Raw genomic sequence first — 22,430 nt, forward strand, 5'->3', positions numbered from 1 at the left:
CTGACCGTCGAGGCGGTCAGTCGCGTGGTAACGAAGATCAATTTACGCCCGCGAAAACGCCTGGGCTGGAAGACGCCGTACGAAGTTTATGCAGGGGTGAGCGTTGCACTTATGTGTTGAATTCAGGTGGGGAGGATGACGACACGTAGAGCTATTGCGCTGGGAACGCTGTGCTTCGTCGCTTGCTGGATCGAGTGGACAGCGTACCTGCTTTGCATAGCATGCTTCTTTGTCGTAGTAGTAAAATCCGAAAAAGACAGCCAACTAAAAAACGTGACTATATTTTCAATAACTACACTCCTAGGAGGACTTTCCGTTCTTGCTTATTACTGGCAACTCGTCGGAATAGAACCATATTTCCGGTCACTAACAGAAAGATTTACCAGTAGATCCGCCGCTGTCTCATACTACAATTGGGGGGACTGGCTTCTATCTCTGATGCAATCATTTGGCCCATGGATTGCTGCCATCGGCCTCTTGCTAATCGAGCTATTTACATATCGAAAAAATGATAGCAATACAAATATTCCAGCCACCTTAATAGCTGTATCAGCATTTATTCTTTTAGAAAATGCACTAATGCTTGAACACGCCATTGTTTATACGTTCGACAGACTGAAGTGGGCATTTCTTATCGGCCTGCTGATTTACTCAATAGGGCGAAAGGCAATTTCGGCCAATGAGCGGTCTATCGTATGGGTAACAGTTATTCCGCTATTAGCATCCGCCTACTCTATCTACCAGTATATGGACATCTATAAACCATACTGGCGTTAGGTCATCTCACAGCGAGCCACTGCCAGTACGGCGCTCCGGTATAGCGTAAAGCGATACCGAAGCCCGGACTGAGTGTGAATTCACCGGCAGTGGCGTTGAACTGAACGTTATTGATAAAAACGGCCCTTGCTCCAATAAATGTAACTACCTGAACCAGCCCTGTTCTATTAATTATTTTTTTACCGCTCCAAAAACCCCACATTCAGCGCCGCGATTTGATGCCTGATGCTGTGCTCCGATCTCTTTCAGAAACCAGCTGCCATGATGCGGCCCGATGCCAAAGTTGAAAAAATGTAGCTCTACCCTAAACCCGTAGATCGCCTCTGGTTACCTAGACACTCCCCAGCCACCAATGCTCGGGCGGGCAGCAGCAACTAGGCCGCGCCTGCCCTTGGGCATCAGAAATCGACCGTTGCGGACAACTGCAAGGTGCGCGGATAACCCGGCGAGAACGCGCCATATGAAGCGACACCCGACCAATACTCACGGTCAAACACGTTCTGCACCGTAGCGCGGAGTGTCGTCGGCCGGCCCTCGATCTTCGTTGCATAACGTGCGCCGGCATCGAAACGGGTCCAGGCATCCAACGCCTGGGCGTTGGCCTGGTTGACGTACTGGCTGTCGGTATAGATCGCACCCCCTGTCAGGGTGAAACCCTCCAGCCATGGCGTATCCCATTCAGCCCACAGATTGGCCTGCACGTCCGGTACGCCGACCGGTTTATTGCCGCGGTTGGCGGCGGTGGCCGAATCGGTCAACTTGCCGTCCAGCACCGTTACGCCCCCCATCAAGCGCGTACCCGGCGCCACTTCGCCGAACAGGCTCAATTCGATCCCGCGGTTGCGCTGCTCGGCTTGTACCGAGAACACGTTGCCCAAACCGATCTCACCGCTGGGTTTCTCGATCTGGAACAACGCCAGTGTGGTCATGAATGTGCCGTGTTCGTATTTCACGCCTAGCTCATGCTGCTTGGATTCGTAAGGCGCGAATGTCTCGCCGGCGTTGGCAGCCGTGCCTGGGGCAATGTCACCTTTGCTCAAGCCTTCTACGTAGTTGTAATAGAGGGAAACGTCTTCCCAGGGCTTGACCACCACGCCCACCAGCGGGGTCGTGGCGCTGTCGTTGTACTTTGAACTGACCGAACCCGCGGCATTGTAGTTGCGTGATTCGATCTGCTGCCGGCGTACGCCAAGGGTCAGTTGGAAGCGGTCGTCAAGCATGGACAGCGTGTCGGTGAACGCAACGCCGGACAGGTCCGACTCGGAAACACGCAACACTTTCGGTGAGCGGATGTGCTGCTTGGGTACATCGATCGGGTGATAAATGTTCGAGTGGATTTCAGTGCCGCTGTTGATCCCGCGGGACAATTCATCCTGATACTGGGTCGCCATCAGCGTGGTCGTATGGGTGATCGGCCCGGTGGCGAACATGCCACGGGCGCCAATATCGGCGGTCGAACGGTCGACGTTGAATTTGTAGTAACCCGGCGTATTGCTGGTATCCCCCGCCGCGTTGAGGATGCGCGGCACCTGGTCGGACAGGCGCTTGACGTCCGACTTGCCGCCACCGGCATGGGCGAACACGGTCAGGCTGTCGCTCACGTCATATTCACCGCCGAGCAACGCCGACTGCTCCTTGGTGTCCGACCAGCCCCAGGCCTGCGGCAGGTTGGTGCGGCCATTGGGCGCAGACGGAACCTCAACGCCCGGGGCAATGGTGAAAGGCCGTGAAGCACCCTCCCAGCTTTCCTTCTGGCTGATGTAGTCCAGGTTCAGGCGCAAACGCTCACCGCGATAATCCAGGGCGATGGCGCCAACGCCCAGATCCCGCTGTTGATCCTCGATGGCGGTATCACCGCCCTGCAGGTTGCCGTTGAAGCGCACACCGAACTGGTTTTGCGAACCGAAACGGCGGCTGAGGTCCAAGTGGCCACCCACTTGGGAGTCGGATGCGTAAGAAGTGGTGACCCGGGTCAGGTCTTCGTCCAGCGGCCGCTTGGGCACGATGTTGATGACCCCGCCTACCCCGCTGTTCGGCGAGATACCGTACATCAATGCGCCCGGCCCCTTGAGCACTTCGACACGTTCGGCATATTCGGTGAATACCCGGTAGTTGGGTGCCACGCCGTATACGCCGTCGTACGCCAGTTCACCCAGGTTGCCCTCGCCGATGGGGAAGCCACGAATGAAAAATGAATCGACGATGCCTCCTGTCTGCCCGGTCGAGCGCACCGAAGGATCGCGCTCCAGCGCATCGGCCACGGTCACGGTTTGCAGGTCGGCCAAGGTCTTGGCGGTGTAACTGGTGACGCTGAAGGGCGTGTCCATCACGTCTTTGTTGCCCATCATGCCCAGCCGTGCACCGCGGGCAACCTGTCCGCCAGCGATCACCGGCGTCAATGCGGTCGGGCCGTTGTAGCGGCTGTTGATGTGGGTGGTGTCGAGTTCCAGCGCATCGCTGCGCTCGCCCGTCGCCGTTGGGTTATTGGATGACTTGTCGGCGGCAACGTCCTGTTGCTCGGGGCTTGCAGCCCAGGCGTTGGCGCTTCCTGCGACCAGAACAAAATTCAACAGCGCGGTACGGATGGCGAGTGTTAACAAGCGCTCACCGCTGGGAAGACTGACAACAGACATGACGTGAGGATCCTTTTCAACAAGGGAAAATGCTAATCACTCCTATTGCCAGTCGGTCTGCGAAAAAGTATCACCTTCGAAAGCGTTTTTTTTCATCGAGCCCCGCCAAACCTAGCCGTACAGGCATTCCAGCGGGATGGCGACCACCGGTAACGCGGGTTCAAACGCGTGTCGGGTGGTCTTGTACGCCAGGATCTCGCCCCGGGCGATGGTGCTGAAAATCCGTGCCACATCGAACGCCTGCCCGGTTCGCCAGTGCCACACGCACACCCGCGGATCGGCGTAATCGAGCTGGATGCACGGCACGCGCTTGAGGCCCAACTGCAACGCCGCGTTGAAACGGTGGTTACCGTCCATGACGATGCCTTGCGAGCGCTCGACGATGATGGGTTCCAGCCACTGCCCTGCCCGCGCGATCGATTCGCGCAGCAGCGTGACATTGGCCGGATCGACCTGTTCCGACTGCACAACTTCGCACAACGGCCGCAACGCGATCTGATAAGCGTGTTCCATGGTCAACCTCCTGATTGGCCCGGTTTCAGCAGGCATCGGCGCCAGACACCGGCACGTGTCGGCGGGCGACCTCAAGCAGGCGCTGGGCGTGTTCGATCAGCGGCAGGTCGACCATTTCGCCATCCACTTGCACCGCGTGGCTGCCCGACGCGACCGCCCTCATCACCCGGCCGGCCCAGGCCAATTGCCGTGAATCGGGCAGGAAGGCCCGTTGCACCGGCCTCAATTGCGCGGGGTGGATGCACAGCTTGGCGCCGAACCCCAGTGAACGCGCGTAGTGCGAGTCCTTGGTGACCACCGCCAAATCGCTGATCGCCGGGGTAACCCCATCGATCGGCGCCGGCAGATCAGCCGTGCGCGAAGCCAGGACGATGCGGTTGCGGGCGAATAGAAACGCCTCCGGCGTCTGGCTGCAGTCGATGTCGAGGGAGAAGTCCAGCGAGCCGAATGCCAGCCGTGCCACACCCGTAACGGCTGCGATCGATTCCACCTGTTGCAACCCCTTGGCGGTCTCGATGATTGCGATGATTTTCAACCCGGGTTGCCATTCCAGCAGATGCTCGACCACCCGCGCCAGCGCCTCGGGGCACTCGGCCTTGGGCAGGAAAATGCCATCGCATCGCTGGGGATGCCGCATGTTGCAGAGCCAGCTCAGATCCTGGCGAAACAGCGCACTGCTGATGCTGTTCAGGCGGATGTATCGTTCGCAGGAAACGGTCTCGGCGCCCTCCTGCCAGCTCCCGATGGCAACGCGGGCGGCGGCTTTGCTCTGTGGGTGAACGGCGTCCTCGAGGTCGAGAATAATTGCGTCCGGCCCTGCCCCGACCGCTTTGGGAAACCGTTCGGGCCGATTGCCCGGTACAAACAGGTAGCTGATCGCGAGTGGGGTCGTGCTGCTGAATCGATCGGATTGCATGGCATAGCTCCTAGGCGTGAAACAGTCGTGGTTACTGACACATTTACGGGGCCTCGGGCAGCCCATTTGCGGGCCTGTCCGGGCCTTCTCGAAACAACCGCCAACACCTTGTTGTTCAAGGTATTAAAGGGTTTTTTAATCGGCGGGCGAACGCGTCCTTGAGCGTGTAAATACACGTTCATTGATTCGCCTTGCGCAGGTCTTTATTCAAAAATACCTGAAAATCTTACTTGATAATCATTCCCGTTCGCAATATTGTTCACGCCGTCAAGGGGAACTACCCGAGTTTCTAAACACGCAATTTGCACCTCGGTAAGTACATGGCGGTGATGTCATTTGAATCCCCGCCACCGTGCCATCACCGGGAATTGGCCATCAACTAATGGCCCGTCGAAACATCCGTACAAACCTTATGGAATGGGGTTGTCATGCAATTATTTTGTGAATCATTTATTGCAATCGGCGCGATGGATCCAACTTTAGATATCGCCTGGCGCCCGCCTCCGAGTTGCGTGGGCCCTCGTTTTTAACGAGCCAAAACCGCTATCTATCGATAACGAGAAGTTGTCGAACTATCAATGGCGAGATTGTTTTCGACGCCAAGGGGCAACTATGCATGCAATAAATTCAATGCCTGCCGAACAAGCAGCCGAAGTTCACCAGCCAGGCATGTTAAAGCCGCTGATCGACCCAATAATTTCCACGCTTATCAACCAATCCCCGGGGATACTTACGGAACTGGTCAAGTTCCATGGCTCGCCTTTGAATCTGGTATGGCCGCATGCCTTTGAGCTAAATACCCTGGCATTGCTGGCCGTATTGAAACAGCACAACCTGTCTTACGAAATGTTCTACGGTGCCAAGGCCAACAAGTCACAAAGCCTGCTGGAAGCGGCAGCGCAGTCAGCGATCGGCATCGATGTATCGAGCATCCACGAACTGCATGCGGCGCTGCGGGCAGGTGCATGTGCTGCGAAAATCTGCGCCACGGGCCCAGCCAAAACCGCCGTATTTCATCAGGCCTTGGTGGATGCTGGATCGCTCATCTGCATCGACTCGCTGGAGGAGCTAGGTCACCTGCAAGGTGTACTGCAAGCACAGTCGCCCTTCAGCAAAGCCAGAGTATTACTGCGTTACAGGCCCACAAACAGCCCCAAAAGCCGCTTTGGCATGGGCACGGCCGACTTGCTTGAAGGCCTTCAAAAGCTGGCGAAACACACCGATATTTTCAATTTTGAGGGCTTCCATTTTCATCTGGGCGGCTATGGGTTCGAGTCCCGTGCACAAGCGGTGCGAGAGGTCGGCGGGTTCGTCGAGGCGGCTCGGGAGATGGGCTTGAACCCGCGGATGATCGATATCGGTGGCGGCTTGCCGGTACGTTATGTCGAGCCGCACGCCTACGCCCATTTTTTTGAGAACGATAATAAGCCGAGTCATTATTACAACCAGAAAGTTCCAGGCGATTATTACCCATACGGCGGCGAACTGAGCGCATCACAATGGCTTGGCTTATTACTGGATGCTGAATTTTCGCCCGGGTTATCCATCGCCCGTTATTTCAAGCAACAACACATCACCCTGGCCCTGGAGCCGGGCCGTAGTCTGGTCGATCAAGCGGCGATTTCAATATTTCGCGTCACCCGCACCAAGAAACTTGCCGACAACAAAGCCGTTATTTTTGTTGAGGGCAGCAGTTTCAGTGCGTGTGAAACCTGGTTCGGCTCCGAGTATCTGGTTGATCCTTTATTAATCAGCTCACCGGGCCTGCCATGCACTGCGACGCAAGCTTACATCGCCGGCCACAGTTGTCTTGATGATGATGTCATCACCCATCGCCTAATCAACTTTTCCACTACACCACAGCCCGGTGATTTATTGGTTTACGTCAATACCGCCGGTTATCAAATGGACTTGCTGGAGAACGAATTTCATCGCCACCCCCTGCCCCGCCGGTTGACGGCGACCTGTTGTACGCAAGGTAACTATAGGTTTTCACCTGACTACTAAAGGGAATGACTGTAATGATATTGAATAAAGTCTCGGACCTTATTGGTAATACGCCCATCTTAGGCATTGATGTTCCCGGCACTAACGCGCGGTTGTTGCTCAAGATTGAAAAGAACAACCCCGGGGGCAGTATCAAAGACCGCATGGCGCGCAATATGGTGCTGGCTGCACTCAAGTCCGGGCGCCTCAAACCGGGTGGCGTGGTCGTCGAGTCGTCCTCTGGCAACACCGGGATCGGCCTGGCCATGGCTGCCGTCGAGTTCGGCCTGCATTTCATTGCGGTGGTGGATCACCACGCCGCCCAGGACAAGATCGCGGTCATGAAGGCCCTCGGTGCCGACATTCGCTTCGTCAAAGGCACCTACCGCGAAGATGAAGTGGCGGTGGTCGAGCGCCAACGACTTGCCGCAGAACTGGCCAGCCAGATTCCCGGTGCCGTGTTCATGAATCAATCCGACAACGCGGCCAATGCTGGCGGCTACAGTGATTTCGTGCGCGAGACCATTGGCCAGGCCCAAGGCGTTATCGGTGCCTACGTCGGTTGTGTCGGCACCGGCGGTTCGATGACCGGCATCGCTCGCGGCCTGAAGCTACACAACCCCGACACGGTGACCGTTGCGGTGGAGCCTGCCGGCTCGATTGTCTTTGGTCATCCTGGCTACCCCTACTACCAGTCGGGTACCGGCACGCCGGCCGGGGACACCGTCGGCTTGGTGCTCGACTACAGCTGTATCGACCTGGGCGTGCAAGTCACCGACTCCCAAGCGTTCGAAACTGCGCGCTATATCGCCCGCAACCTCGCCTTACTGGTTGGCGGCTCAACCGGCGGGGCGATTTTCAAGGCGCTGGAACTGATCCACAAAGGTGTGTTGAGCGGCAACGTGGTGGTGCCGATTGCCGACGGTGGCGAAAAGTACCTGCACACCGTGTTCGACGATAAATGGCTGCAGGAACGCGACCTGATCGACCCCAGCATCGCCCCCCAACTGGATGCCTGGCTGGGCAAGACCCAATGGCTGGACGCCGTTTCCGCGCCGCTGCAACTGAGCGTCGCATGACCCTACCCTTCACACAGGAACGCCTCTCGATGAATCTGTTGAAAGTTGCCATTTGTGGGGGTGGCAGGACTGGCCACCTCAACGCCATCCTGTTCAAGCAGCTGCCCCATGTTCAGGTTTCGATGCTCACTCGTAATCGCAGCATCATCGAACAACACGCCCTGCAGGTGCCGATGCAGGCGCTGTTGCCCGACGGCTCCACTGTGCAGGCCCGACTGGACCGGGTGAGCACCGATGCAAGGGCGGCCGTTGAAGATGCCGACATCGTCATCATCACCGTGCCGGCCCATGCCCGAGCGCAAACACTGAAAGACATCGCGCCTCACCTCACTACCAGCAAACCGGTTTACATCGGCGCGATTCCGGGCTTCTGCGGTTTCGACTGGCTGGCTGAAGCCACCCTGCCCGACCGCCCGAACCTGGTGATCTGGGGCATGAAGGATGTCCCGCATACCGCGTTCGAGCTGACGCCGGGGCGGTCGATCAAAATGGGCGGCGGCAAGAGCCGGCTGTATGTGGCCACCCATGCCAGGGAGCCGCAGTCGGCACAACGACAGCTAGAAAAAATTCTCACCCGACTGTACGGGCCTTGCGTGACGATGCTGGATGATTACCTGGAGATTACGCTGACGCCAGGCAACCCGATCATGCACAGCTCGGTCATTTATGGGCTGATCGGCCCCTACGGCCAATGGCATCGCAAGATCTTTGCGCAGCCCCTGTGTTGGTGGAGCGAGTGCCCGGAGCTGGGTGCCTATTTCCTCGAACGCATGGATCAGGAAAGCCAGGGGTTGTGCGCGGCCATCAGCCAGCGCATGGGCGTTGACTTGTCATCGGTCAAGTCGCTGAAACAGGAAATCGTCGAAGCCTACGGCGAGCAGATCCGCGACCCGAGCAGCATGCTCTCAATCCTGCGCACCAATCAGGCCTACAACAATATCCTCGCGCCGATGGTGCCCGCTCCCGGCAACCGCGCCGGCTATGTGATCGAGCGCCAGAGCCGTGCCTTCAACGAAGACATTGCTTACGGTTTGGTGCTGCTGGTGGAAATGGCCAGGCGCTTGGACTTCAAGGTGCCCTATATGGAAGAAGTCCTGAACTGGAGCATTGGCTACATGCAAGGCCTGGGCGATTGCGCGCTCGACTACTTCCCACACCAATGGCCACGCCCCGCAACCGCTGCGGCCTGAACCCTTTATTCAGATTTTTCGACGAGCAGACCGCAGATATGGATGACTTCAAGACACTGATCGCCTACTCCCGCAAAAACGCCCTGCGACGCCTGATTCGCTGCCTTTTTGCCGAAAACATCCTCGACCGTTCGGCCCTGAGTTTCGCCGCCGAGGGCAACCAGGCCACTTACCCACTCAAGGGTGGCCGCGCTCATCTGGTGTTTTGCGAGATCGCCAAAGGCCCGGCGGACACCCTGGTCAACGACGGTGAGGTGGTACTGCTCACCCACGAAGGTACACGCCAGGTCATCACCCACCATCAAGACATGCTGGATGTGCTGCGCGACAGTTTCGACTTCGAGCCTACCGATGAAGGTGTGGCCGGGCTTAAGTCAGACATGGAAAACAGCCTGACCAACGATGCCCACGCCCGCCAGCATCGCCAGCAATGGAACGCCCGCCTGCAACAGGCCGCCCGGGATCAGGGCCTCGACAGCTTTACCGACTACCTACGCCAACATGCAAAAACCAAGGACGCCGCGATCCTGCTCGACCAGTGGGGCTCGCTGGAAGGGCATCCGTACTACCCGACGTGGAAATCGCGCCCGGGGCTGACCGATGCCGAAGTCGAGGAACTGTCTCCCGAGTTCAACGCCCAAGTGCCGCTGCGTATCGCCTCCCTGCGTGCCGACCACGCGATAAGCGAAAGCATGCCCAACGTGCGCAGCTACCCCGACTGGTTCGCCAGCAACTTCCCAGCGCAATGGGCACAGTGGAAAGCCTCGCTCAACAGCAAAGGCCTGGACGAGAGCCAGTGGCTGCCGCTGCCGATTCACACCTGGCACCTGCAAGCCTACGTTCTGAAGACGTTCGCAGTGGAAATCGAAGAAGGCATCCTGATTACCGACGGCCCGGACATTACCACACTGCCGACCATGTCCTATCGCACCATGATGCCGGTGCTGGACCACTGCGCGCCGCTGATAAAACTGCCGATTGCCGTATGGATGACCAGTGAACTGCGCAGCCTGCAAGCCAAGTCGATTCACATGGGGCCGCGCATCAGCACGGTGATAAGCAGCATTCTTGAAGAGGAAAACGGCTTCGCTCAACGCCTGGAGATCTTTGCCGAAGAAATCGGTGTGCGTTACAAGAACGCGGTAACTCAGGACGATCATCCAGGCCGCCATTTGTCGGTGGTCTATCGCGCCAGCAAAGCGGCATTCGAGCGCCACGACGATCGCCTGCCCATTACCGTGGCCTCATTGTTTACCCGTTTGCCGGGCAATGGCCGTCCGTTGTTCACGGACTTGATCGAGCGTGACGGCGTGCGGGCCCAAGCGGGCCAGGTGGAAAACTGGTACCGCGAATACGCAAGAGTCGTGACCCAACCGGTGGTGGCGATCTACCTGTTGTATGGCATCGGCCTTGAAGCGCATCAACAGAACACCATGGTGCTGTTCTCCCCGGACGGCCAGGCACGCAGCCTGCTGATTCGTGATTTTGGCGATGGCCGCACCTACGCGCCGTTGCTGCAAGCGCGCGGCTATAGCCTGCAACCACACGTGCAGCCGGGTATCCTGCCGACGGTTTTTTCGGGTGATATCGAGCCGGTGCGCATGTTTGTGCTGGATGCCACGTACCTCACCCACCTGCACGAGATGGCGCTGTGGCTGACCAAGGAGTACGGGTTGAACAACACCAGGTTGTGGCAAGTATTGCGCGAAGAAACCGACCTGGCCTTCGAGGCCGTGCGCGACCGCGTTGAGCCGGCGTTGTGGGAGGCCGAACACCACGCGTTCGTCGAAGACCCATGGCCGACCCGGTCGTTGCTGCGCATGCACTTGATGCAATACAGCAACTATCGTTTGCAACACACCCTGACCAACCCGCTCGCTAGCGTTTAACCGAGGCTGACTCATGTCCCATGCAGGCGTCATCCAGGGTTCGAGAGTACGAATCCTGATTTATCTTCTATTTGCGATCCAGCTGGTATCGATGGGTGCAATGGAAATGAGCGGGCCGTTCTGGCCTGTCCACCTGCGTGGGCTGACCCCTTCAGAGTCGGTTTTCAGCTTCGCCAGCGTCGCCGTGTATGTCGGCCCGATGCTGGGCATTATTCTGACCAGCGCATTTTGGGGCCGTATCGGCGACCGTTATGGCCACAAGTTGATGATGATCCGCGCGCTCGCCGGGTTGTCGTTGACCCAACTTGGGCTGGCCTTGTGCAGTGATATCTGGGTCATTCTGATCCTGCGCTTCTTGCAAGGCGCGTTCGCCGGTTACATCGCCCCGGCGCAAGCTTATGGCGTGAGCATCGAGGCCCCTTCGCGGCGGGCGCGATTGTTCGCCATTTTGCAGATCTCGACCAATGTCGGTTCGTTGCTGGGCGCTGTGGTCGGGGGGGTGATCCTCGATTACGCGACATTCTTCTGGATCAACATCATTGCCGCGGCATTGTGTGCGGTGTGCACCGTGATCGCCGCCGTGACCTTGCCGGACGTACCGCCGGTGAAGAAAGCCCCGGCCGCCGCCGGCAAGCCGATGCCTGCCGAGCGCCCAGGCAGTCTCTGGCAAGGCTCGCCCCTGCTGTCGCTGCTCGGTGTGATGGGCATTCTGTTGTTGGCGCGGATGCTGCCGCAAACGTCGTTCTCGCTGTATGTCAGCTCGGTGTTCGAGGTCAGCAACACGGTGGTCGGCCTGTGCTACGGGTTGCTGGCACTGGGGTTCATTCTTTCGGCCACGGCGTGGTCGCGCTATTTCGAGCACCGCAGCCAGCAGGACACCCTGCATCGCATGACCTACGTGGTGCTTGGCTGCATCGCCCTGACGGCTGTGGCGGGTGTCACGCGTAATCCAGTGGTGTTCGTTGCCGCCTACTTCATCTGGGGCGTGCTGCTCGGCGCGACGACACCGGTGCTGATGGCGCTGGTCTCGAAAACCGCCGATAGCTCGCAACAAGGTCACGTGCTGGGTATTGCCCAAGGCACGGCGCAATTTGCCTCCATCGCGGGGATTTCGGCGGGTGGCTTGCTCAGCCAGGTTTACGGCTTGCAATACACCTACCTGTTCGTTTGCCTGACCTACGGGGTGGCGTTGCTCCCGATTATCGCGCTGCGCTACTGGCCGGCAGCCATGCAACCGAGCCATGCCCCGCCCGGGGATTGATCCAGGAGCCTGTGCTTTGAACATTGAACAACTGCGCGCCGATACGCCCGCTGTCGCGCAACTGATCCACTTCAACAATGCCGGCGCCGCACTGATGCCGGCGCCGGTGATCGAAACCATGACCCGCCACATTCAGCTCGAAGCCAGCCTGGGCGGGTATGAAGCGGCCGGGCAATGCGCCGCCGAACTGGAGAACGTGTATGGCGCCATAGGGCGGCTTATCAACGCCCAGCCGGACGAAATTGCCGTGATCGAGAACGCGACTCGGGCTTGGGACATGGCCTTCTATTCATTGCCGTTGCAACCCGGTGATGTAGTGCTGACCTCGTCCACCGAGTATGCCGGTAACTACATTCCTTACCTGCAAATGCAGCAACAGCGCGGTATTGAAGTGCGCGTCATTGCCAATGACGAACACGCCCAGGTGTCATTGCCGGCCTTGAAGACCCTGCTTGAGGAAGAGCGTGTCGCATTGATCTCTTTGCCGGTCATCGCCACCAACGGCGGGCCGGTACAACCGATCGAACAGATCGGCGCCCTCGCCCGCGCTGCCGGTGTGCTGTTTCTGCTGGATGCCTGCCAGGCTGTCGGGCAGATGCCGATCGATGTACACAAAATCGGTTGCCACATGCTCGCCGCCACCAGCCGCAAGTACCTGCGCGGACCGCGCGGCATGGGTTTTTTGTATGTGGAACGATCGTTGTGCCAGAACTTGGAGCCGGTGTTTCTCGACCTGCATGCCGCCTCGCTGCAAACCAGCAATACCTACATGATCCGCGCCGATGCCCGCCGCTTCGAGAACTGGGAGTGCAACGTCGCCGCCAAGCTGGGGCTTGGTTGCGCCGTGGAATACGCCTTGGCTCAAGGCATTGAGCCAATGTGGCTACGGATTCAACACCTGGCCGGCTACCTGCGCCAACGCCTGGCGGATCTTGCGGGCGTGACACTGCGCGACACTGGCAGCCTCACCTCGGGCATCGTCACATTCACTCATCAGCGCAACAGCGCCACGCAGATACAGCAGTGGCTGGCGGCACAGGACAAGCGCATCAACGTGACGACCTCGACGTTCCGTTCGACCTTGCTCGATATGCAGCACAGGGGCTTACGGGAGGTCAGTCGCGCGTCCCTTCATGCCTATAACACCGAAACGGAAATCGACACGATGATCGCGGCACTTGACGGTCTGCCGAGCGTCTGATGGCGACACCAATCCGCGCTTGCGTCGCAGTCGGTTTGTAAACTAGCATTGGGAATACTTCTCAATTGCATAAAAATCTGCAGCCATGAGCCAAACCCTTCCCGCGAATAACGACAATCACCTGCGCGCGATCGAAGCCCTGTACAGCGGCCATCATGGCTGGCTGTACGCGACGCTGAGAAAAAAATTGGGTAACGCCATGGATGCGGCGGATCTGGCGCAGGATACCTTCACCCGCATCCTCGCCTCCCGCGTCACCGTCATCGAGCAGCCCCGGGCATACCTGAGCTGCGTGGCCAAGGGCATCCTGGTCAATTGGTATCAACGCAAGGCTCTGGAACGCGCCTACCTGGACGCCCTCGCGCATCTGCCTGCACCCCAGGTGCCTTCGCCGGAAATGCGCTTCATGGTGCTGGAGACCCTGCACGAAATCGACGCAATGCTCGACGCGTTGCCGCCGCCGGTCAAACGTGCGTTCCTGCTGTCGCAGATCAGCGGCCTGAAATACGACGACATTGCCGAGCAACTGGGTGTCTCGCTGATTACGGTCAAACGCTACATGAAACAAGCCTTCGTCCAGTGCCTGTTGCTGGTGGAGTGAATGCTCACCCAGCGCAATACGTCGCCCCCCGTTCAGCAGGCCCTCGAAGAAGCCGCCGACTGGCTGATCCGCCTGAGTGAGGGCGAACTCAGTGACACGGAACGCGGTGAGTGGGAACACTGGAAAACCAGCACCCCCGAGCGTAGTCGTGCCTGGGCGCGGGCGCAGGTGCTGCAGAGCAAGCTAGGCGGGCTTCCGCCGTCGTTGGCGATGTCCGCGCTCGACCGCCCAAACAGCCCGCAACGCCGGGCCGCGCTGGGCAAACTGGCAATGATCCTGGCGATCCTGCCCGCTGGCTGGGGCAGTTGGAAGCTGGCGCAGTCCCAGCAATGGTCGGCAGACTATCGCACCGCTGTCGGCCAGCGCCGCGAGCTGGCCTTGGCGGACGGTTCGACAATCACCCTCAACACCGACAGCGCCATCGACGTGCTGTTCGACACCCGCCAACGCCTCATCCATTTGCGCGAAGGCGAAATACTGGTGCAGACCGCACCGGACCCCTCACCCTCGCCGCGGCCCTTTCTGGTCAGCACCCGCCAGGGTCGAATGCAAGCGCTAGGTACGCGCTTCACGGTTCGCGAACGGCAACCGCGCACTCACCTTGCCGTACTCGAAGGTGCGGTAAAGGTGCACCTGGCAGACAAGCGCCAGGGAACACCCCTGATCGTCAGCGCCGGGCAGCGCACCGATTTTTCTGCCCACACCTTTGGCCAGGTCACCGCCGCCGACCGCTATGTCGGCGCCTGGACGCAAGGCATGTTGATGGCCGACAAGATGCGCCTGGCGGATTTCGTCGACGAGTTGGCGCGCTATCACCGTGGCTTTGTGCGCCTCGACCCGGCAATCGCTGGCCTGCGTATTTCCGGCGCCTACCCCATCGGTGATACCCAGCGCACCTTGAGCATGCTCGCGCAAACCTACCCGATCCTGGTCAGCGGCCGTCTGGACGGCTTCTGGGTCATGCTGTCTCCCGCCTGAACCGGCGAAAAAGAGCTGGCGAAAAAAAAAACGCCGCAGCACTGATACTTTTTTTGCTCTCGGCTGGCTACTAGGAAGAAGACCTTTAACCGTCCTGTTCATAGGTTCACCCATTCATGCCTGCTGCACGCCCTCTGCGTCCGGATCGCCAGCTCAAACCAGTCATTTGCAGTGCGTTGCTCAGCCTTGTCCTGATCGCAAGCGTCAGCCCGTTTGCCCTGGCCAACGGGCCGATGCAGCTGGACGCTTTGGCGGTGCGTACCTACAACATTCCTTTAGGGCCGCTCGGCGCGACCCTGTCGAGTTTCGCCGTGGGCGCCGGCATTGCCTTGTCATTTCAGCCCTCGCTGACCGACGGCCTGAGCAGCCCTGCGCTGGTTGGCAGGTTCTCGACCCAGGAGGCTGTCGATCGGCTGCTGCAAGGCAGCGGCCTGGCCATGGTTTTGCGCAGCGATGGCAGCTACACCCTGGTCCAGCACCGGCTGACACTGGGTGAAACGGCGGTGATTGGCACCAATAAACGCAGCGATGCCTTGCCGCCGGTGTATGCCAGTGGCCAAGTGGCCAGCGGCGCGCGCCTGGGCGTCCTCGGCAATACCGATGTGATGGATGCCCCCTTCAGCGTCAGTACCTACACCTCGGCGCTGATAAAAGATCAACAGGCCGTCACTGTCGCCGATGTACTGGAGCGTGACTCCTCGGTGCGCTCCACGGGGCAGACCGGGGGCATCGTCGACTCCTTTTTTGTGCGTGGGTTTCCCGTCGGCGAGGGCAATCTGGGTGAGTTGGCGTTCGACGGCGTCTACGGGGTGGCGCCCAACTACCGGGTGTTCACCGAGTACGCCGAGCGCATCGAACTGGTCAAGGGCCCCGGTGCCCTGCTCTATGGCATGTCGCCCAATAGCGCGGTCGGCGGTGTGATTAACGTGGTGCCCAAGCGCTCCCTGGAGCAAGACCTGACCCGTTTCACCGCCAGCTACGCCATGGACGCGCAACTGGGCGGCCACCTCGACGTCAGCCGACGCTTTGGCCAGGAACGCCGGTTCGGCATACGCCTCAATGGCAGCACACAGGTGGGCGATACCGTGATCGACGATCAATCGCGCCATGTCGATATCGGTGCCCTGGCCCTGGATTATCAAGGTGAACGCCTGCGCATCCGCCTCGACTGGCTCAACCAGGAAGAACGGTTCGACGCTGCCTCGCGGCCCTTTCTGATCGCCCCGGACATGGACATTCCCTCGGCGGCCAACGGCCATATCAATGTCAGTCAGCAATGGGGCTGGTCGCGTACTCGGGACAAATCCGCCCTGCTCAGTGGCGAATACGACGTGAACGATGCCCTGACGGTCTTCGCCCATGCCGGCGGTGGCAAGTCGGACGTCGCGCGGGTGTCCGACCAGACGCCAACCATCGTCAATGCTGCGGGCGATACCTCGTCGGTTCCCGGCTATTACAAGTTTGAAGTCGCGCGCTACACCCTCGACGCTGGCGCACGGCTGCGATTCGACACCGGGCCGGTCAGTCACAGCACGGCCCTGCAAGCCAGCCGTTATCACGACGTGCTGTCGCGCGGGATCAACTCCGGCGCACCGATCCTGTCGAATATCTATCGCCCGGTGGACCGCCCAAAGCCCTCTATCCCCGAGCCGGCCACACCGAAAGTCTCCGAGAGCGAACTGACTGGCGTGGCGCTAAGTGACACGCTGTCGGTGCTCGATGATCGGGTGCTACTGACCTTGGGCCTGCGCCAGCAGAACATCAAGTCCGATAACTACAGCGCCGCCGGTGTGGTCACCAGCGCCTACGACGATGGCCGCATCACGCCGCTGTATGGCGCGGTGTTAAAGCCCTGGGACCACATTTCCTTCTATTACAACTACATCGAAGGCCTGAGCAAGGGCGAGATTGCGCCGTCCACGGCATCGAATGCCGGGCAGATCTTTGCCCCTTACGTTTCCCGTCAGCACGAACTCGGGGTCAAGGCCGACTATGGCACTTTCAGTGCCACCCTCTCCCTGTTCCAGATCACCAAACCCAGCGGTGAACTGGCCCGCGGGGTGTTTTCGGTACAGGGCGAACAGCGCAACCGTGGCCTGGAATTGAGCCTGTTTGGCGACGTCGCTCCCGGTACTCGCCTGCTCGGTGGCGTCACCCTGCTCGATGCACAACTGAGCAAAACCTCGGTGGCGGGTAACCGGGGCAATAAACCGGTCGGTGTTCCCGACGTGCAAGCCAACCTGTGGGCCGAATGGGACACCTCATGGGTCGAGGGGCTGACGCTGACCGGTGGTGCGATCCACACCGCCAGCCAGTACGTCAACCAAGCCAACACGCAGCAACTCGACAACTGGACTCGCTTCGATGTCGGCGCGCGTTACACCACGCGCATCGACGAACGGGCGACCACGTTTCGCGCCACCGTGCAGAACGTGTTGGACCACGAGTACTGGTCGGGCGTCGCTTCCTATGGCGCGTTCTCTCAAGGCTCACCGCGCACTTTATTACTGTCGGCAACTGTCGATTTCTAAAACGTTCAGCCCGGTGGCGGTGTGGACTGCTGGCCGATCTGACTCTACAAAGGCTTTGACCATGGTGATTTTTAATCGACGCAGCTACGCCTTGGCTGCGCTGCTACTGGTAGGGCTGCTAGGTCTAGCGCGCACCGCTCACGCCACCGAGGTGGACACGGCACGCACCGAGGTGACCGACCTACTGGGGCGCAAGGTCAAGGTTCACCTGCCGGTCAGGCGGGTAATTTTGGGCGAAGGTCGCCAGTTGTACCTGGTGGCGGCCCTGGACACCCATAACCCCATTGAACGGATCGTGGGCTGGCGCAAGGATTTGATTCAGTCCGACCCGGATACCTACAACGCCTACCTGCGCAAATTCCCCGACATCGCCAAAATCCCCACCTTCGGCGGTTTTGAAGACGGCACCTTCGACCTCGAGCAGGCAATCTCCCAGCGCCCTGACGTCATCATCCTCAACGTCGAGGCGCAACACGCCACTGAAGATGCCCGCTACATCGAAAAGCTCGACGCGCTGGGCATCCCGGTGGTGTACGTCGACTTTCGCAACAACCCGATGCAGAACACCGAGCCGACCATGCGCCTGTTCGGCCAACTGTTGGGCAAGGAACAACGGGCGCAGGCTTTCATCGACTTTCGCAACCAACAGATCCACCGCGTCACCGACGTCATCGAAAAACACCACCCGCCGCGCCCCAGCGTGTTCATCGAGCGTATCGGCGGCTATACCGATGATTGCTGCCTGAGTTTCGGTAACGAGAACTTCGGGCTGTTCGTCGATATGGCCGGTGGTAACAACATCGCCCGGCGCATGATTGCAACCACGTTCGGCCAGTTGAACCCCGAGCAAGTGATCGTCGCCAACCCGGCTCACGTGGTGGTCACCACCGCCAACTGGGAAGCCTTTGCCCCTGGCGGCCACTGGGTCGGTGTCGGTCCGGGCGCGGACATGGATCAGGCACGCAGGAAGCTCGCCTGGTACACCCAGCGTCCTGCCTACGCCGGTATCAAGGCCCAGGAGCCTCAAGCTTTTCACGCCATCTGGCATCAGTTCTACAACAGCCCATATCAGTTCGTGGCCATCCAGCAGTTGGCGAAATGGTTTCACCCCGAGCTGTTTGCCGATCTCGACCCGGATGCGTCATTTCGCGAACTGCATGAGCGCTTCCTGCCAGTGCCGTATGCGGGCGGCTACTTTGTCAGCTTGCGCGAACCGGGGGGCAAACCATGAGCTCGTTGACTGAGGCCGTGGTTGTCCAGCGCGAGGCTTATCGTCGCCTGGTGACGCGCAAGCGCTTGATCCTGGCTGGGCTGGTGCTCTTGTTGTTATGCAGCGTACTACTCGATTTGGCGCTGGGGCCGGCCAGTTATAGCCTGGGCGAAGTCGTCGGGGCACTGATTTCCCCGGACAGCGCCTCGCCCCAGGTGCGCGTGGTGATGTGGGATATTCGCCTGCCGGTCGCGCTGATGGCCGTCGCCGTCGGTGCGGCACTGTCCTTGGCCGGCGCGCAGATGCAGACCATCCTCAACAACCCGTTGGCCAGCCCCTTCACCCTGGGCATCTCTGCCGCGGCCAGTTTCGGCGCCGCGTTGGGGCTGGCGTTTGGTGTGGCGTTGTTCCCACTGGCGGCGCAGTTCATGGTGCCGCTCAATGCCTTCATCATGGCCATGCTTTCGGCGCTGTTGATCCATTTCCTCAGCATGCGGCGCGGCGTCACGGCCGAAACCATTGTGCTGCTTGGCATTGCGCTGGTGTTCACCTTTAACGCGCTGTTAGCCCTGGTGCAATTCTTCGCCACTGAGCAAGCCGTGGCTGCGGTGGTCTTCTGGACGATGGGCAGCCTGACCAAAGCCACTTGGCCGAAACTGGGGGTGATCTGCGTGGTGATCCTGATTACGCTGCCGATTTTTGCCAAACGCGCCTGGGCCTTGACGGCCTTGCGCCTTGGCGATGACAAGGCGGCCAGTTTCGGCATCAATGTGCGCAGCCTACGCTTTCAGACGCTGATTATGGTCAGCCTGCTCGCTTCGTTTCCCGTGGCGTTCGTGGGCACCATCGGCTTCATCGGCCTGGTCGGCCCTCACATCGCGCGCATGCTTATCGGTGAAGACCAACGCTTCTTTCTACCCGCCTCGTTGCTGACCGGCGCGCTGATTCTGTCGGCCAGCTCCGTGGTCAGCAAAACCTTGATTCCAGGGGCGATCTTCCCCATTGGCGTGGTCACGTCATTGATCGGCGTGCCGTTCTTCATCTCTTTAATCCTCGGCGGGAAGAAAAACTCATGGTGACGCTGCAACTGGAGAACCTCGGTGCCGGTTACGGCCAGCGCGAAATCATTCGCGAGGTATCGACGGCGATGTTTTTCGGCGGTCAGGTCGTCGCGGTAGTCGGGCCTAACGCCGCAGGGAAATCGACGCTGTTCAAACGCATGGCCGGTTTGATCGACGGCCCCGGGCAGGTCATTTTGCAGGGCTCGAAAAAGGGCCCGGCCGCCATCAGCTACATGCCGCAGGGCCTGAATGCCAGTGCGCGGTTGACGGTCTACGAGTCGGTGTTACTGGCGCGCAAACAGTTGACGTCGGGATGGGCGGTTGACGATGACGAGTTGAAGCGGGTGGATGAGATTCTGGCTGCGCTGGGCATCAGCAGCCTGTCCTTTCGCAACCTGGGTGAACTCAGTGGCGGACAACAGCAATTGGTGTCCATCGCGCAAACCCTGGTGCGCGAGCCAGAAATCCTATTGATGGATGAACCCACCAGCGCCCTCGACATGCATCGCCAAGTGCAGGTTCTGAGCTTTATGCGCACACTCGCGCGCCAACAGGAAGCTATTGTGTTCATTGCCATCCATGACCTGAACCAAGCGCTGCGCTTTGCAGACCAAGTGCTGGTCATCGCTGATGGCACCAGCCCAGGTAGCGGGCCCTGCTACGAGGTCATCACCGAGCACATGCTACGCAGCGTCTATAAGGTCCAGGCGCGTATCGAGCAATGCAGCCGGGGGACGTACCACATACTCATCGACGACGTTGTTTAAGCACCCAAACCGGACCCGAAGGCCAAGCTCAAGACCTGCGTCTGTGCCGCCCGTCGGATGCAGGGCGTGTCCAGTGGGGCAACAACATTTTCACATCGATAGGATGTTTTCACGACACGCCAAGGTCTACAGTGATATTGAATCGCCATTATCTGGCGATGCTATAAAAAAGAGGCCTACACATGAACATCAGGACATTGAACCTTGCCCCAAGGTCAGCCGTATTTTTCTCTCTCATTGTCCTGGTGGTTTTTGCCCTGGGGATCGTTGCCGTGCTGCAAATGGGCAAGCTGCGAGAGACCGAACAGGATGTCGAAAACAATTGGATGCCCAGCATGCGCGAGATTGGCAAGATGGAGGCCGGTACTCTGCGCCTGCGTCTGGAAAGCCTGCGGATCACCGCCACGGTGGATGAGCAACAGCGCCAAGCCCGCATGGCTGCATTGAGTGGCTATCGCAAGGCGCTGGCCAGCAGCGTCAGCGATTATTTACCTCTGATTACGGGGCCGCAGGAGCGTGAGTTGTATGACGCGGTGGCGGCGGATACGCAGGAATATTTCAAACTGCTGGACGTCCTGGAGCCACTGCTGCAAAGCGGCGACAACGCCGCCGCTGTCACGTTGATAAATACCCGTATCAGCCCGTTCACCAACTCGCTGCAAGAGAAGATGATTAAACTGTCGGACTTCAACTCCGAGGGCGCCAAGGCTGCTGGGGTCAATGCCACGTCTATCTATACCAGTGGCGTGACGCTGGTGGGCGCCCTCCTCGCGCTGACCGTGCTGCTGACCGTCGTACTTGCCACGCTGCTGACCCGCAGCATCACCTCACCTATCAGCGTTGCCCTGGCGGTCGCCGAGCGCATCGCGAGCAGCGATTTGTCCAAGGACATTCAAGTCGACGGCGGTGACGAAGCCGGCCGTTTGTTGGCCGCGCTGTCGAAAATGCAGGCGAACTTGCGCCTGACCATCTCGCAGATCGCCGACTCTTCCACGCAACTGGCTTCGGCCTCGGAGGAAATGACCGCCGTGACCGAGGATGCCAGCCGAGGCCTGGTGCGCCAGAACGATGAGGTCAACCAGGCCGCCACCGCGGTCACCCAGATGAGTGCTGCGGTAGACGAGGTGGCGCGCAATGCTGAAGCCGCCGCGCAATCGTCGCGAGAATCCATGGCCTTCACCCATTCCGGCATCGAGAACGTGGCGCAAACCTTGAAGGCCATCGAAGGCTTGGCTGAAAACGTGGCCAGCACCGGTGAGCAGGTCAAGGCGTTGTCCACCAGGGCTCAAGACATCAGCAAAGTGGTGGAAGTGATCCGCGCGATTGCCGAACAAACCAACTTGTTGGCACTCAACGCCGCCATCGAAGCCGCCCGCGCCGGTGAGCAAGGCCGTGGGTTTGCCGTGGTAGCCGATGAAGTTCGAGCGTTGGCCCACCGCACCCAGCAATCGACCCAGGAAATCGAGCAGATGATTACCGCCATTCAGGTGGACTCATCCCAAGCGGTCAGCGCGATGAGCACCAGTGCGGGGATGGCCAACAACTCCATTACGGTGGCGCAGAGTGCGGATGCGTCGCTCAAACAGATCGCCCAGGCTATTGGCCAGATCAACGAGCGCAACCTGCTGATCGCCACCGCCTCTGAAGAGCAGGCCCAGGTTGCCCGTGAAGCCGACCAGAACCTGACCAGTATTCGCGAGTTGTCTATCCAGAGTGCGGCGGGCGCCAGTCAGACCGCCAGCGCCTGTGGCGAGATGTCCAACTTGGCTATTGAACTGAACCGGTTGGTCGGGCGGTTCAAGGTCTGACCTGAGTTATCCAACAGTGGATGGCGTAT

Annotated in this window: 17 protein-coding genes and 2 pseudogenes; 16 read left to right on the plus strand and 3 right to left on the minus strand. The window is 59.5% G+C overall.

What is annotated here, in order from left to right; all coding sequences use genetic code 11:
* Both AC19YR_RS08605 and AC19YR_RS08610 read left to right on the plus strand, forming a co-directional pair.
* A pseudogene (locus AC19YR_RS08605) lies at positions 1-120 on the plus strand (IS30 family transposase); the annotation flags it as partial.
* Positions 121-135: 15 nt separating this feature from the next.
* On the plus strand, positions 136-777 hold the full coding sequence (locus AC19YR_RS08610; protein WP_500597994.1) for a hypothetical protein: 642 nt from the start codon (positions 136-138) through the stop codon (positions 775-777).
* Between the two features lie 398 nt (positions 778-1,175).
* Here the strand turns inward: AC19YR_RS08610 and AC19YR_RS08615 are convergent, their stop codons facing one another.
* From AC19YR_RS08615 to AC19YR_RS08625, 3 genes are all read right to left on the minus strand, one after another.
* Positions 1,176-3,410, minus strand: coding sequence for a TonB-dependent receptor (locus tag AC19YR_RS08615; protein WP_500597996.1), 2,235 nt, complete (start codon positions 3,408-3,410; stop codon positions 1,176-1,178).
* A 111-nt stretch (positions 3,411-3,521) separates the two neighbouring features.
* On the minus strand, positions 3,522-3,923 hold the full coding sequence (locus AC19YR_RS08620) for a ParB N-terminal domain-containing protein (protein ID WP_095108373.1): 402 nt from the start codon (positions 3,921-3,923) through the stop codon (positions 3,522-3,524).
* 25 nt (positions 3,924-3,948) lie between these two features.
* Positions 3,949-4,839 carry an HpcH/HpaI aldolase/citrate lyase family protein gene (locus AC19YR_RS08625; RefSeq protein WP_095108374.1) on the minus strand — a complete coding sequence of 297 codons (891 nt, stop codon included), beginning with the start codon at positions 4,837-4,839 and terminating at the stop codon, positions 3,949-3,951.
* A gap of 630 nt (positions 4,840-5,469) precedes the next feature.
* Between AC19YR_RS08625 and AC19YR_RS08630 the strand changes: the two genes are divergently transcribed.
* From AC19YR_RS08630 to AC19YR_RS08695, 14 genes and pseudogenes are all read left to right on the plus strand, one after another.
* A complete protein-coding gene (locus AC19YR_RS08630; protein WP_500597998.1) occupies positions 5,470-6,846 on the plus strand; it encodes a type III PLP-dependent enzyme domain-containing protein in 1,377 nt (458 codons plus the stop codon).
* Positions 6,847-6,860: 14 nt separating this feature from the next.
* Positions 6,861-7,904 carry a PLP-dependent cysteine synthase family protein gene (locus tag AC19YR_RS08635; protein ID WP_095108376.1) on the plus strand — a complete coding sequence of 348 codons (1,044 nt, stop codon included), beginning with the start codon at positions 6,861-6,863 and terminating at the stop codon, positions 7,902-7,904.
* Between the two features lie 29 nt (positions 7,905-7,933).
* Complete coding sequence (locus tag AC19YR_RS08640) at positions 7,934-9,094, plus strand: NAD/NADP octopine/nopaline dehydrogenase family protein (RefSeq protein ID WP_500598000.1); 1,161 nt, start codon at positions 7,934-7,936, stop codon at positions 9,092-9,094.
* Positions 9,095-9,132: 38 nt separating this feature from the next.
* Positions 9,133-10,983, plus strand: coding sequence for an IucA/IucC family protein (locus AC19YR_RS08645; protein ID WP_500598001.1), 1,851 nt, complete (start codon positions 9,133-9,135; stop codon positions 10,981-10,983).
* Between the two features lie 13 nt (positions 10,984-10,996).
* Positions 10,997-12,244 (plus strand): MFS transporter, encoded by a 1,248-nt coding sequence (locus AC19YR_RS08650; protein WP_500598002.1) that lies wholly within the window; start codon positions 10,997-10,999, stop codon positions 12,242-12,244.
* A gap of 16 nt (positions 12,245-12,260) precedes the next feature.
* On the plus strand, positions 12,261-13,445 hold the full coding sequence (locus AC19YR_RS08655) for an aminotransferase class V-fold PLP-dependent enzyme (RefSeq protein WP_500598004.1): 1,185 nt from the start codon (positions 12,261-12,263) through the stop codon (positions 13,443-13,445).
* 85 nt (positions 13,446-13,530) lie between these two features.
* Complete coding sequence (locus tag AC19YR_RS08660) at positions 13,531-14,046, plus strand: sigma-70 family RNA polymerase sigma factor (protein ID WP_095108380.1); 516 nt, start codon at positions 13,531-13,533, stop codon at positions 14,044-14,046.
* Positions 14,047-15,024 (plus strand): FecR domain-containing protein, encoded by a 978-nt coding sequence (locus AC19YR_RS08665; RefSeq protein WP_500598005.1) that lies wholly within the window; start codon positions 14,047-14,049, stop codon positions 15,022-15,024.
* A gap of 116 nt (positions 15,025-15,140) precedes the next feature.
* Entirely contained in the window at positions 15,141-17,555 is a 2,415-nt protein-coding gene (locus AC19YR_RS08670) for a TonB-dependent siderophore receptor (RefSeq protein WP_500598007.1), read from the plus strand.
* 61 nt (positions 17,556-17,616) lie between these two features.
* Positions 17,617-18,786: an ABC transporter substrate-binding protein gene (locus AC19YR_RS08675; protein WP_500598008.1), complete on the plus strand. Its 1,170-nt coding sequence runs from the start codon at positions 17,617-17,619 to the stop codon at positions 18,784-18,786.
* Positions 18,783-19,844: a FecCD family ABC transporter permease gene (locus tag AC19YR_RS08680; protein WP_500598009.1), complete on the plus strand. Its 1,062-nt coding sequence runs from the start codon at positions 18,783-18,785 to the stop codon at positions 19,842-19,844. Before AC19YR_RS08675 ends, AC19YR_RS08680 begins: the two co-directional genes overlap by 4 nt.
* On the plus strand, positions 19,838-20,593 hold the full coding sequence (locus AC19YR_RS08685) for an ABC transporter ATP-binding protein (protein ID WP_095108385.1): 756 nt from the start codon (positions 19,838-19,840) through the stop codon (positions 20,591-20,593). The genes AC19YR_RS08680 and AC19YR_RS08685 overlap by 7 nt, the downstream gene beginning before the upstream one ends.
* A gap of 182 nt (positions 20,594-20,775) precedes the next feature.
* A pseudogene (locus tag AC19YR_RS08690) lies at positions 20,776-21,543 on the plus strand (MCP four helix bundle domain-containing protein); the annotation flags it as partial.
* A gap of 69 nt (positions 21,544-21,612) precedes the next feature.
* On the plus strand, positions 21,613-22,401 hold the full coding sequence (locus AC19YR_RS08695) for a methyl-accepting chemotaxis protein (protein ID WP_500598116.1): 789 nt from the start codon (positions 21,613-21,615) through the stop codon (positions 22,399-22,401).
* The last annotated feature ends 29 nt before the right edge of the window (positions 22,402-22,430 follow it).

This window comes from Pseudomonas sp. MF08817 (assembly GCF_059862705.1).